The organism is Paenibacillus sp. FSL F4-0087 (assembly GCF_038020215.1).
Taxonomy (GTDB): Bacteria; Bacillota; Bacilli; order Paenibacillales; family Paenibacillaceae; genus Paenibacillus; species Paenibacillus taichungensis.
Genome location: NZ_JBBODJ010000001.1, coordinates 5069910 through 5082764, shown reverse-complemented (window position 1 = coordinate 5082764; position 12855 = coordinate 5069910). Strand labels below are relative to the sequence as shown.

Below are 12855 nucleotides of genomic sequence, written 5' to 3'. Positions count from 1 at the left end.
ACCTTTTAAATCTCATTTTCCTCAAGAAATTTGATATCAAAGTCACCCCGAACAAACGTTGGATGATCCAGCAATTTCTGATGAAAAGGAATCGTTGTGGAGATGCCTTCAATCGCGAACTCAGCCAATGCACGCTTCATCTTCGCGATGGCCTCTTCCCGGTTTGCTCCCCATACGATCAATTTAGCGATCATGGAGTCGTAATAAGGAGAGATCGTGTATCCCGGATAAGCTGCACTATCTACACGTACACCCGGTCCTCCTGGTGCAAGGTAGAAACCAATTTTGCCTGGTGACGGCATAAAGTTGCGGTCCGGATCTTCTGCGTTAATACGGCACTCAATGGACCAGCCATTGATCACAACATCTTGCTGACGGAAAGAAAGTGGATTGCCTTCAGCTACCGAGATCATTTCGCGGATCAGATCCACTCCTGTAACCATCTCTGTTACAGGATGTTCGACCTGAATACGTGTATTCATTTCCATGAAATAGAATTCACCGTTAGGGCTGAGCAAGAACTCAAGTGTACCTGCTCCCGAGTAATCCACGGCAAGCGCTGCCCGTACTGCGGCTTCTCCCATCAGTGTACGCACATCTTCGGAGATGATTGGACAAGGTGCTTCTTCCACCAGCTTTTGACGTCGACGCTGAACGGAACAATCACGCTCACCCAGATGCACTGCATTTCCATGTTTGTCTGCAATGATCTGAATCTCCACGTGCTTCATGCCTGTCAGGAATTTCTCCAAATATACTCCGGCATTACCGAAAGCTTTCTGTGCTTCCTGCTGGGCAGCTGTTATTTGCTTGATCAGTGTTTCTTCATCTTCAGCAATACGAATCCCTTTACCTCCACCACCAGCGGTAGCTTTGATAATGACAGGATATCCAATATCTCTTGCAATCATAATGGCTTCATTCATATTTTCAACCAAACCGTCGGACCCCGGAATGACAGGTACACCTGCATCCTTCATCGTTTGTTTGGCAACAGCCTTATCACCCATTTTAGTAATGGCTTCCGGAGATGGGCCGATGAACGTAATATTGCAGGAACCACAGATTTCTGCAAAATCAGCGTTCTCTGCCAGGAATCCGTAGCCTGGGTGGATCGCATCACATTCCGTCAGTGTAGCTACACTCATCAGGTTTGTGAAGTTTAGATAACTGTCTTTCGAAAGTGTAGGCCCGATACAATACGCTTCATCTGCAAGACGAACATGCAGGGAGTCTTTATCCGCTTCCGAATAGACTGCTACCGTCGAAATGCCGATTTCACGACAGGCACGAATAATACGTACCGCAATTTCGCCACGGTTCGCAATCAGTATTTTTTGAAATTTCATTTCGTTATTGTCCTCCTTCGAAGCTCATGCAGTTGACGTTATGCGGCTGTAACCGTTATTCCGGTTTTACCAGGAACAGGGGTTGTCCATACTCAACCAGCTGTCCGTTCTCAACCAGCACTTCAACGATTTCTCCCTTGATATCTGCATCAAGCTCGTTCATCAGCTTCATCGCCTCAATGATACATACCGTTGTTTTCTCAACAACTTTATCACCAGCGCTTACAAAAGGACCTGCTTCCGGCGAGGAAGCTCTGTAAAAAGTACCTACCATCGGAGATACAATTTTATGTAAATGACTTGTAGTATCGACTTGCGGAGCAGCCTCAGCTACAACTGCAGCCGGTTGCACCTGTGGTGCAGCAATCATTTGCGGTTGAATAGCAGTTGCCTGAACATACTCGGTTTTACCCGGTTTGCGAATCGACAACCGTGATCCTTCATTTTCAATTTCCAACTCTTGAACGGAACTTTCATCTACCAGTTTGATCAGCTCTTTGATCTCACTCAATTTAAACATTTCCATTATTCACTCCTTCGGCATCATGCCAGTCTCACTAGGACGGTCATATGGCTTTATGTATTATATCATAATCATTAAAAATGGAAAGAGCCCGAGATCTAATCCAGCTCTCGGGGCTACTTTTCCATATTTTAGATTACTGTTCTGTCACGTATTGCACGCTGATTTTATTTTGGGATACAGCCAGTTCTTTCATAACCAGATCCACAATGGAAACCGCTTGTTTTACATCCAGTTTGTCACTGAGAACAACGACTTTATACTTATCGGCATCCTCTTGAACGATGGCATTGGCAAACTGCTGCGACAAGGTTTCTTCAATACCATTGATTTTGGCTTCTTTTTCTTCCAGCGTACGAAGCTGCTCTGTTGCTTTGGCATTTTCTTCTGGTGTTTTGCTCAGATCACCCGCAACGGTCATAAGTTCTTCATACTTTCGATTGTTGCTCTCCTCACGCTGCCACTGGTAGTTCTGGAACTGGCTACTCGCAGACGCCGCGGTATTCTGTTCTTCCATCTCCTTGAGAACGTCCTCATCGGTTTTCGTTGCACTGCTGTCTGTTCCAGAACTTGCATCAGGAGTGGTTGCAGCGCCTTTGTCGGTCCCTTTCTCGCTGTCTTTACCTGCTTCACCTTGTTTCTCACCGGATTCCGCAGCCGGTGATTTCTCGGTGTCTCCAGCTTCTTTACCATCTACAACCGCAGGATTATCCACAGATTCAGTTGCCGTTTGATCTCCTTCAGTCCCTGTAACTTCGCCGCCATTCACCACTTCATTCACAACCAGACCTTCTGTCGGATCAAGGATTCCAGCCGTTTCCTTCGCTTCTCCCTGTTTCATACCATCCACCTGCGTGCTCTCAGCTACAGGTGTATTAACCGGACCGGAATCTTCAGTGAACAGGTAATAGGCGGACAAAATGACCATCAGACTCAGCATGGATACGAGCCATACCGTTTGACGTTTATTATTCATTAGAACTTCCTCCTCGAATTGGCTTCATTCTTATGACATCAAATCTTGTGTTTCATGGTTTCGGACTAATCCTGCTTACGCGGAACAACCGAAATCCGGTAGGCCGCAACATTCAGTCCTTTTTCCACAGCATCTGTAATCAGGTCCTTCACAACCTTATTCTCTGCACCTCTGGCAACGACAAGCACGCCCCGGATCTGCGGTTTGAGCTTTTTCGTGACAATCGGTGTCTGATCCCCTGATATTTCATACGTAATAATCTCGCCATCCCGGGTATACTGCGTCATATGTCGCTTGCCCCCGCTTGCATCCGTTTCTTCGGTGAGCTGCTGCGAATCCTTCACATTACGCTGTACAACAAGCTCCTCTGTAGAATCAACGGTAACCATCACATCAACAGTTCCCACACCTACGATATTTTCCAGCACACCCTTGATCTTGTCCTCAAATGCGACCTCTATCGCCTGAAATGGATTCTGATCCGTCGGATCCGTCTGTATGGATGCCATGGATGTAGCCGGATCAGGAGGCTCACGACCGATATTTTCAGAATCAATCTTTTTGACATTGACGAAAGAGTTGAACAGCATAATTCCGACTCCGATCAAACCAAGGATAATCAGCCAGCGAAAGGTTTGACTGCGCCGTTGCCCACCTTCTCCTCCGCCGAACCAGCTTTCCATCTTTTTGAGCCATTGCCTCATCGGATACCCTCCTTCTTACAGCGTCGAAGCGCTCTTATTTTCTTTCACCTGTACTTTATTTGCATCAATATCCCACTTCTCTGTCAACAACGTAATAATTTGTACCGCTCGTTCAGATCGGGAGGATGTCTGTCCTTGCTGAGTGTTTGTCTCTGCCTGCTCACCCGACACAGGTGTAGAGTCTGCTACCTGTCCATTTTGGGGTTCGCCAGAGTTACCGTTACCCATGTTACTTTCACTTTTGCTACCGCTGTTCACCTCGATCTGTACATCAGGCACCTCAATCTGACCAATCTCGATTGGCTCCTGAACTGGAGGAGATTCAGTGGTTTGGGATTCCGGGTCAGAGTCGAATATCGGTTTTGTCGTTGCCGTTGCTTCCTGTTGAGCTGTATTGGAGTTGACTTTCCCAGCTGCTGTCTCCCCTGACATCTCCACCAAAACATACTGGATCACCGGAAGTTCCACCGAAGAGGCCAAATCCGTCTCCAGCTTGCTTGTATCCATGGCGAGCTTTACCTCAACAGACTGCACTCGCTCCCCGGTTGTTTCTTCAATTTGCCCTTTCATTACGTTAGCCAGCTCTTTGGCTGTCCATTGCAGCGATTGTTCCTGTTCATTGGTTTGCAGCCGCCTGCCCTGAGCCAAAATCTGTTCAAGTGTTGCATTTCCATCAGATGGCGAATCCATGGCGGTCATCGCTCGCTTAAACTCGCCAACCGGATCACTTTTCAAAAGCTTCGTTATGGGCGATAACAGGGTCAGCAGGATAAGAAGGCTCAGCACAAGCTTGACATAGCGTTCCATGGATCGGTTGGGCAACAGCATATCCACGAAAGTCGCCAACAGAACGATCATGATCAATTCCCGGAGCCAGCTGCTCAGCCACCCCATCCTTCCAGCCCCTTTCTATCGAGCATGCCTCATCTCATCATGACGGTCAGATTGCCTGCGGTTAGCAGGATCGTGATTGCCAGAAAAAACATCAGTCCGACTGCTGCCAGTGCTGCAAATACGTAAAGCATGCTTTTGCCTATCGCCTGCAGACATCCTACAATTGGCGTATCCCCCAGCGGTTGCATGATCGCGCCAGTTATGTTGTAGATCAGGGCTAACGTCAGAATTTTAAGTGCAGGAAACGCACATAGAAACAAGATGATGATGACACCCGTTAGTCCGATTGCATTTTTCACCAGCAGTGACGCTGTGATAACCGTGTCCGTTGCATCCGCAAACGTTCTACCGACAATGGGGACAAAGTTGCCTGCGATGTACTTCGCCGCTTTCAGACTGACACCATCTGCCACGGAGCCCGATGCTCCCTGCACTGAAATTACGCCCAGGAACATCGTAAGCAGTATACCCAGCAGAGCCACACTAATGTTCCGTAAGAGATCTGCCAGCTGTGTAAGCTTGTACTTGTCGGACAAGGAACTGACGAGATGTAATACGGCTGAGAAAAAGAGTAGCGGGAACACCAGCAGGTGGATCAATGTACCGACCAGATGAATCATGAAAATGATCAGCGGATGGGTAACAGAAACGGTAATGACATTCCCCATTGAAGCCAGCAGCGTAAACAACAGCGGCACCATGGCCATCATAAAGTTGATCATGCTGGCTATGGCATCCTTGGCGTATCCAATCGCCACACTGAAGCTGTTTATGGCGATGATAATAATGACCATGTAACAGATGGAGTAAGCGATTTTGCTAATGTTATTTTTCTCAAAAGCAGTCTGCAATGTCTCCAGAATCATGCTCAGCACACTTAGCATCACAATCGTGACCAGGAGTTTGCCGTTATATAAAATCTCATGCAGCATGAAGGTTCCAATTGCTATAAACACCGACTTCAGGCTGAACCCTTCATTGCCGGGCATTAACATATCCATAAAGGAAGGTGTTTTTCCTTCCGGGAAAAAACCGCCGTATTGTTGCATGAGTTGGTCCCAATATTTTTCTACCTGATCCTTGGGAAGCTGGTCAGCCTGCTGCTGCATCCACTCTCCCGAGGGAGAACCTGCGAATACCTGTCCCATGATCGCAAACAGAAAACACAGCGTCAGCACGAAGGTAAGGCGCCACTGCGGCTTATGATGCATCATTTTCATATGAAGTCCGCACGCCTCCCTCTACACCGGCATCAGCTTCATGACGGTTTCGATAATAATGCTGATGATCGGTATCGCGAGTACAAGGATCAGCACCTTGCCAGCAAGTTCAATTTTGGAAGCAATGCTCTCCTGGCCTGCATCCCTGACAATCTGTGCTCCGAATTCAGCAATGTACGCTATGCCTATAATTTTCAGTACAGTTTTCAGATAAATGCTCTCCATGCCTGAATTTTCAGCAAGCCGTTTCAACACCTCGATTACCGCGCCAATCTTGCCAATCAGCAGCATGAAGATCACGATGCCGGTTGCAGCCGCAATCAGAAAAGCGAACATCGGCTTCTGTTCTTTGATAACTAGAATGAGCACCGTTGCGATGAGCGCCAGACCTACAACTTGGATTATTTCCACAGGTCACCACCATCCCGGCTTCATGACCGTTTTCATTGAAAAAGAAATATCGATTTGATCTCTTGCAGCAGGCTGTCCAGCATACGGACCACCATGAACAATACAACGACAAATCCGATCACGGTCACCCAGTGAGCCATATCTTCCTTTCCCATTTGTTTCAGCACCGTATGAATCATCGCAATGATGATTCCGATGCCCGCAATTTGAAAGATTGCGTTCACTTCTAAATTCATGACCTTGGCACCTCACTATCCCGGCTATTTCAGAAGATCAGAATGACGATTAACGCTCCGACAAGCATCCCGAGACTGCGGCACATTCGTTCATATTTCATTTGATCGGCTTGGGCACGGGATTCCTCATGCATAAGTTGCTGAATGGCTAACGAGATGTGCTTGGTCTGATCCTGACGATCGCTGGTGCCAAGGCTGAAGCTCAATTGCAGCATGACTTCCCGCTCGTCCGCCTTCATGGCTGATCTCCCCCACGCCTCTGCTATACCAGACTGAAGACTCTCACGAGCAGTGTGTCCATGAGGTGGTTCCATCTGTTTGGCTGCGTGGAGAAACAGCGTCCGAACAGGCTCTTTTGTCTGGGCTCCCATTTTCCCCATGGCATCAGGTAACGGGGTCAGCCCGTAGTTAATCTCTGTCATCAACCGCTGGAGAGCAGCGATTAATTCTCGCAGTTGTCTTGGCCTCAAGGCATACTGCCTTGCCTTGTAGAATCCCGCGAGGGTACTGGCCAGCAGAATGATAACGGCACCGAGCATGTTAACCAAAGGCCTCACCTCCCACTTCCGCCTGCTGGAGACCACGCATTTTGCCATCGGCCAATCGAAAGGTCATGCCCCGGCTCGTCCGTTGCAGCTGTACATAGCGTTGGAACATCTGCTCGACGATCAGGGTTCTCAGTGCAGGTCTGGAAGAAAGCTCGGCCAGATCACGACCATGCGCAGTAGCGATGACAGATACGCCTGCATGGAGTGCTTCCATGACCGCCTCCGCATCTTCCGGTCGGCCTATCTCGTCCACGATCAGGACATCGGGAGACATGGAGCGAAGCATCATCATCATGCCCTCAGCCTTTGGACATCCGTCCATGACATCGGTGCGAGGTCCTACGTCAAATCCGGGTACGCCCTTATAACTTCCAGCGATTTCGGACCGCTCATCAACGATGCCAACCTTTAGACGTGGACGTATGCCCTGAACAAGTTCATTGACACCCGTAAGTTTAGTACCACTGCTAATCTGTCTTGCCAGATCCCGCAGTAATGTGGTCTTGCCTTGCTGCGGAGGTGAAAGAATTAAGGTGTGCATGACCTGTCCACTTTTCATGTCCAGCAGATACGGTAGAATCCGATCAGCGACTCCGTGAATCTCTCGGGCCACCCTGACATTAAATCCATTGATGTCGCGCAGGTATTCGACCCGGCCTCCACTTAACACCGTCCGGCCAGCCAGTCCGATTCTGTGCCCGCCAGGAATGGTGATGAACCCTTTACGCAGCTCCTCTTCCAATGTATAAAGCGAATGATTGCTGATCAGATCCAGCAGCCTGTGTGTTACCTCTTTTAAGGGAATATAGGCTTCATCAGGCTTCGAAGTCGGACTGCCCTGGGGTGTGAGGAAGTGATAGGTGTCTCCTGCATTGATTTCCAGTGGTCTTCCTTCACGGATACGTACTTCCTCCACTTTATCTAATAAAGCGGGCGGCATTCTTCCCAGAATGGTTCGAATCGGTTCCGGAAAGAGATCCTTCCAGTTCACCATCATGAATAGGCCCCTCCAACCTTGAATTCAGTTTTATTGCGTTCCTGGTGCTTGTTCATATCTCAAGTTTATGTGTGTACATTGAATTTATGACGCTGAAATCTATCATTTTCTTCAAAATAGGGAGGAGAGTTAAAAATCATAGATCAGCCTACTGTTCCAGTTCTAGGCACCTGTCTAGATCCAAGTGCATATAGTGCTTGCAGACAGGTGATAAACATTCCGGGATAAAAAAGGACAGAACCAAATATCCCCAAATATAGAAAGGAGTTGTGGGGAGTGCGAGTCGATGTAGTAGGCAATGTGAATGAAGTTCGAAAAATGGATATTGCAGGACGATGTGTGGTCGTTATCGATGTGTTGCGAACAACCAGTACTATTGTTACGGCACTGGCATACGATGCAGCCGACATCATTGCTGTAGAAACAGTTCCTCAAGCGAAACAATTGAACTTGAAAGATGCCATTCGTGGCGGGGAGCGTTTTGATAAAAAAATTACAGGATTCGAGGTGGGCAATTCCCCCTATGAATATATGACTCCGAATATTGCGGGTAAAACCATTATTCTGACTACAACAGATGGTACGCGTGCCCTGATCAAGGCCTCCAAGGCTAGACATGTGTTTGCAGGCTCATTTCTCAATGTGAAAGCGGTGGCGGCTGTTCTGTGCGAGCTGCGTAGGGATATCTTATTGTTATGCGCCGGGGATCAGGATGAGTTCGCGCTGGAAGATGGTTTATGTGCAGGCAGCATTATCGAGGAGTTGTACCGACAATCTCCTTTTCCCATTATGCTGAACGATTTGGGGCTGGCTCTTCATCAGGCTGCTACTCATGCCGAGGACAAATTACCCGATCTGATTAGAGTATCCGCTGGTGGCCGAAGGTTGGAGAGGTTAGGGAGGGTGCATGACGTAACGTATTGTACCCAATTGAACTTGCTGGACTGCGTTCCAGAGATGGGTGAAGGGAACCGAATGCAACCATTCAGAGGAACGCGTAAGGAACCGCTGTTTAAGTTACTGTGAACAATCTAAAAAGGTGTACTGCGATCCCGAATGGGAATACACAGTACACCTTTGGTGTTTCTTTGCAATTTTCGCTTTTTATCTACGAACTTGCGGTCCGCCAATTACGGCTTGCTCAGCTGTATCTAAATCATACGCTGTATGCAGTGCCTTGATTACGTCATGAAGCTTCTCTCCATCAATTACACAAGATACCTTGATTTCGGAAGTGCTGACCATCTTAATGCTAACGCCTTCGCCCGAGATGACTTTAAACATCTTCGCAGCAACACCAGGATGGCTAACCATGCCTGCACCAACGATCGAGACTTTAACCAGGTTTTCTTCAGAAGTAACTTCACGGTAAGGCAGGCGGCTATGAAGAGCTTCAATGACACGCAGTGCGTTCTCCCGGTCAGATAGCGCAACAGAGAACGAGAAGTCTGCTTTACCGTCCATCACACCGCTCTGAACGATAATGTCGACATCCAGCTGTTCTGATGCAAGGGCACCAAATACTTCAGCAAGAACTCCTGGTACGTCTGGTACACCCAGAATACTGATGCGAGCCACATTTTTGTCATAGGCAATTCCACTAACTACCACACCTTGTTCCATTGTTGCTTCCTCCTTCACAACCGTTCCTTCATTATGGTTAAAGCTGGATCTTACAATCAAAGGCACACCGGAATGCTTCGCGTATTCAACTGCACGCGGATGCAATACCGCTGCTCCCAGGTTGGCCAGTTCCAGCATCTCGTCGTACGAAATTTCCTTAAGCTTGCGTGCAACCTTCACGATACGCGGATCGGTGGAATAGATACCGTCTACATCCGTGTAAATCTCACAAGCGTCAGCCTTGATGGCTGCTGCCAAAGCTACTGCTGTTGTATCCGATCCGCCACGGCCTAGCGTCGTAATCTCGCCGTCTTCCGTCATTCCCTGGAAGCCTGCAACGATTACAATGTTGCCTTCTGCCAACGCCTGGTTCACCCGTTCCGGATGAATATCGTTAATCCGTGCCTTGCCGTGTACCGGCTCTGTTCGGAATCCCGCTTGCCAGCCTGTAAATGAAATGGCTTTGCGTCCCAGCGCCTGAATCGCCATAGATAACAATGAAATCGAGATCTGTTCTCCCGTAGTCAAAAGCATATCCATCTCACGTGCAGGCAGTTCACTGTTCAGCTGTTTCGCCTGATCAATCAAATCATCCGTGGTATCCCCCATGGCCGAAACCACGACTACACACTGATGTCCTTCATCCGCTTTTTCTACAACACGTCCGGCTACACGCTTCATGCGCTCTGTATCTCCGACCGAGCTGCCCCCAAATTTCATGACGTACAATGACAACGCAAATCCACTCCCTACCTTGTGCAGTATGCATAATTGATGTCCATCGTCATTATTCTCTCCGAAAAATGACTTTAACCCAGTATATTACGAAAGCGTCTGATAGGCTAATCTTTTTTCGAAAAAACCCTTTGCCACAGAAACGGCAAAGGGTTGAATTAACGCTTTATTTAGCTTACACCATGTGAACGTTACGCGCGGGAAGAGTATTTACCTTCACGAGTATCGATCAGCAGAACATCGCCTTCGTTGATGAACAATGGCACTTGTACATTCAAGCCTGTTTCAACTTTAGCGTTTTTAGTAGCGCCCTGTGCTGTGTTACCTTTAACGCTTGGCTCTGTCTCGATAACTTTCAACTCTACACTTGTAGGCAAGTCAATTCCGAGGATTTCACCTTGGTAGCTAACGATTTTTACGTTCATGTTTTCTTTGAGGAAGTTCAATTCCCACTCCAATTGGTCACTTGTGAGTGTGAACTGATCATATGTTTCGTTGTCCATGAACGTGTGCTCTGTACCACTTGCATACAAGTAGGATACGCCACGGTTTTCGATGATGGCACGACCAATGGTTTCACCTGCACGGAATGTTTTCTCAACGGTGTTACCATTGCGCAAGTTTTTCAGTTTGGAACGTACGAAGGCAGCGCCTTTACCTGGTTTAACATGTTGGAAATCAAGTACGGTATAGATGTCGTTGTCTACTTGTACGGTCAAGCCTGTTTTAAAATCGTTTACTGAAATCACAAAAAATCCCTCCTGATATGGTTGAAAAGTAGGTGATATAAGACGATGGGTTAATTTAAAGGTGGGTTCATTCTGAATTGATGATCATGTGCGATGTGACCGTTACGGGTTCGGATCGTTCTTCCGATCGCTGTTGTCTCCTCATTTTCCCGATTAGACTTTAATAAGGTTTAAAATGAGGAGACAAAGGCGAGCGCTTCGCTTCTTCAGAATCGATTCCGCCCCCTTCACTACTTTTGCAATGGTCCATAACAATCAGCAATAACCTGTACCTATAAATTAAAAATCGTCTTATATCACCGTTGGCTGTAATTTAGCCAATAACGGTGAACTTCTTGTCCGAATTCGTCAAAATGTGAATACCTGTCTCGGTAATCACCACGTCATCCTCGATACGCACGCCGCCAAGGCCGTCAATGTAGATACCCGGTTCAACGGTTACCACCATGCCCGGTTTCAATACATCGTCGCTAAGCTTGGACAAACGAGGAGCCTCATGGACTTCCATACCCAGACCGTGGCCCGTGCTGTGTCCGAATTGCTCTCCGTATCCGTGCCCTGCAATGATATTACGTGCCAATGCATCTGCTTCCCGTCCGGTCATGCCCGGTTTCAGGTTCGCCAGCGTATGTAACTGGGCTTCCAGTACGATATCGTAAATTTTACGCAGTTCAGGTACAGGTGTGCCCGTTGCGATGGTACGTGTCAGATCTGAACAGTATCCATCCAAAAGCGCACCAAAGTCAAATGTAATTAACTCATTTTGTCCGATGACTTTGCCACTTGCTACACCGTGAGGCATAGCAGAACGTTCACCCGAAGCCACAATGGTGTCGAATGAAGAGGAGGTTGCTCCATGTTTGCGCATGAAAAACTCCATCTCCAAATCCACTTCACGTTCAGTCATACCCGGTTTTGCGAATTGCAAAACGTGACTGAATGTTGCATCTGCCAGATCCGCAGCTCTTTGCATTACAGCGATCTCATCTTCGTCCTTGAACATGCGAAGTTGCTCCACTATACCGGATACAGCTTTCAATTCAATGGACTGAAGCGCTTGGGCATAAGCAGTATGCGTGCCATAAGTGACATGATCCTGCTCAAAGCCAACCTGTTTGATGTTCGCCGATGCAAGCAATTCGCGTACGGATTCCAACGGTTTTGGACCATGTTCCACAACGGTAAATCCTTTGGCTTGTTGCGGCGCCTGTGTCATGTAACGGAAATCGGTAAGCAGATAAGCTTCCTGTTCCGTAATCAGTACATATCCTGCTGAACCTGTAAAACCCGTCATATAACGACGGTTAATCGGATTTGTAATCAGCATAGCCGTGAGTTCATGTTCATGCATGGCCTCACGCAACTTATTTACTCGTTTGTTTTCCATCGGTAACCCTTCTTTCTCTCACATTCCCGGGTCCCCGGCTCAGGTTTGTTTGTCCAGATGACGCACGAGAGCCAGCAGCCCCAGTTCGTAGCTTACTTCGCCAAATCCGGCAATTTGCCCGATTGTTTCTGCAGCAATAACTGAATGATGTCTGAACGCTTCGCGTGCATGAATGTTGGATAGATGTACTTCTACTGTAGGAACTTTTACGGCATTGATGGCATCACGCACAGCATAGCTGTAATGGGTCAGCGCTCCGGCATTTAGCATGATTCCGTCTGCATCGCCCATCGCTGCATGAATTCGATCAATGATGTCCCCTTCGTGATTGGATTGATAAAAAGCGATGGAGACGCCCAGCTCCTCCGCCTGTCTGCGAATTTTGTCCTCAATATCCTTCAGACTAAGCGTTCCATAGATGCCGGGTTCACGTACTCCGAGCATGTTCAGGTTCGGGCCATTGATTACAACAATCCGTTTCATAGCTGCTCCACCCTTTCTGC

15 protein-coding genes are annotated in these 12855 nt (G+C 47.8%); 1 reads left to right on the top strand and 14 read right to left on the bottom strand.

Features of this window, described 5'->3' with window-relative positions; all coding sequences use genetic code 11:
• Positions 1 to 5 precede the first annotated feature (5 nt).
• The 10 genes from accC to spoIIIAA all read right to left on the bottom strand — a co-directional run bounded on the left by accC (position 6) and on the right by spoIIIAA (position 7858).
• Positions 6 to 1349, bottom strand: a complete 1344-nt coding sequence (gene accC / locus MHB84_RS23330) for an acetyl-CoA carboxylase biotin carboxylase subunit (RefSeq protein ID WP_076291878.1) — start codon at positions 1347 to 1349, stop codon at positions 6 to 8.
• Positions 1350 to 1404: 55 nt separating this feature from the next.
• The gene (gene accB / locus MHB84_RS23325) at positions 1405 to 1869 is read right to left on the bottom strand and encodes an acetyl-CoA carboxylase biotin carboxyl carrier protein (RefSeq protein WP_076291928.1); all 465 of its coding nucleotides are present in this window, start codon (positions 1867 to 1869) and stop codon (positions 1405 to 1407) included.
• Positions 1870 to 2008: 139 nt separating this feature from the next.
• Positions 2009 to 2848, bottom strand: coding sequence for a SpoIIIAH-like family protein (locus MHB84_RS23320; protein ID WP_076291877.1), 840 nt, complete (start codon positions 2846 to 2848; stop codon positions 2009 to 2011).
• Between the two features lie 65 nt (positions 2849 to 2913).
• Entirely contained in the window at positions 2914 to 3552 is a 639-nt protein-coding gene (gene spoIIIAG, locus MHB84_RS23315; protein WP_076291876.1) for a stage III sporulation protein AG, read from the bottom strand.
• Positions 3553 to 3567: 15 nt separating this feature from the next.
• Entirely contained in the window at positions 3568 to 4446 is an 879-nt protein-coding gene (spoIIIAF, locus tag MHB84_RS23310; RefSeq protein ID WP_076291875.1) for a stage III sporulation protein AF, read from the bottom strand.
• A 29-nt stretch (positions 4447 to 4475) separates the two neighbouring features.
• A complete protein-coding gene (gene spoIIIAE / locus MHB84_RS23305; protein ID WP_076291874.1) occupies positions 4476 to 5666 on the bottom strand; it encodes a stage III sporulation protein AE in 1191 nt (396 codons plus the stop codon).
• 21 nt (positions 5667 to 5687) lie between these two features.
• Positions 5688 to 6077 (bottom strand): stage III sporulation protein AD, encoded by a 390-nt coding sequence (gene spoIIIAD, locus MHB84_RS23300; RefSeq protein WP_017687586.1) that lies wholly within the window; start codon positions 6075 to 6077, stop codon positions 5688 to 5690.
• Between the two features lie 32 nt (positions 6078 to 6109).
• A complete protein-coding gene (gene spoIIIAC, locus MHB84_RS23295) occupies positions 6110 to 6313 on the bottom strand; it encodes a stage III sporulation protein AC (protein ID WP_017687585.1) in 204 nt (67 codons plus the stop codon).
• 29 nt (positions 6314 to 6342) lie between these two features.
• The gene (gene spoIIIAB / locus MHB84_RS23290) at positions 6343 to 6861 is read right to left on the bottom strand and encodes a stage III sporulation protein SpoIIIAB (protein WP_076291873.1); all 519 of its coding nucleotides are present in this window, start codon (positions 6859 to 6861) and stop codon (positions 6343 to 6345) included.
• Positions 6854 to 7858: a stage III sporulation protein AA gene (gene spoIIIAA / locus MHB84_RS23285; RefSeq protein ID WP_076291872.1), complete on the bottom strand. Its 1005-nt coding sequence runs from the start codon at positions 7856 to 7858 to the stop codon at positions 6854 to 6856. Before spoIIIAA ends, spoIIIAB begins: the two co-directional genes overlap by 8 nt.
• 276 nt (positions 7859 to 8134) lie before the next feature.
• Between spoIIIAA and MHB84_RS23280 the strand changes: the two genes are divergently transcribed.
• Complete coding sequence (locus tag MHB84_RS23280; RefSeq protein ID WP_076291871.1) at positions 8135 to 8884, top strand: 2-phosphosulfolactate phosphatase; 750 nt, start codon at positions 8135 to 8137, stop codon at positions 8882 to 8884.
• Positions 8885 to 8962: 78 nt separating this feature from the next.
• Here MHB84_RS23280 and MHB84_RS23275 read toward each other — a convergent pair whose 3' ends face one another.
• The 4 genes from MHB84_RS23275 to aroQ form a co-directional block, all read right to left on the bottom strand.
• Entirely contained in the window at positions 8963 to 10216 is a 1254-nt protein-coding gene (locus MHB84_RS23275) for an aspartate kinase (RefSeq protein WP_076291870.1), read from the bottom strand.
• Positions 10217 to 10407: 191 nt separating this feature from the next.
• On the bottom strand, positions 10408 to 10965 hold the full coding sequence (gene efp / locus MHB84_RS23270; protein ID WP_024631007.1) for an elongation factor P: 558 nt from the start codon (positions 10963 to 10965) through the stop codon (positions 10408 to 10410).
• A 313-nt stretch (positions 10966 to 11278) separates the two neighbouring features.
• Positions 11279 to 12352 (bottom strand): M24 family metallopeptidase, encoded by a 1074-nt coding sequence (locus MHB84_RS23265; RefSeq protein ID WP_076291869.1) that lies wholly within the window; start codon positions 12350 to 12352, stop codon positions 11279 to 11281.
• 39 nt (positions 12353 to 12391) lie between these two features.
• A complete protein-coding gene (gene aroQ / locus MHB84_RS23260; protein ID WP_076291868.1) occupies positions 12392 to 12835 on the bottom strand; it encodes a type II 3-dehydroquinate dehydratase in 444 nt (147 codons plus the stop codon).
• Between the last annotated feature and the right edge of the window lie 20 nt (positions 12836 to 12855).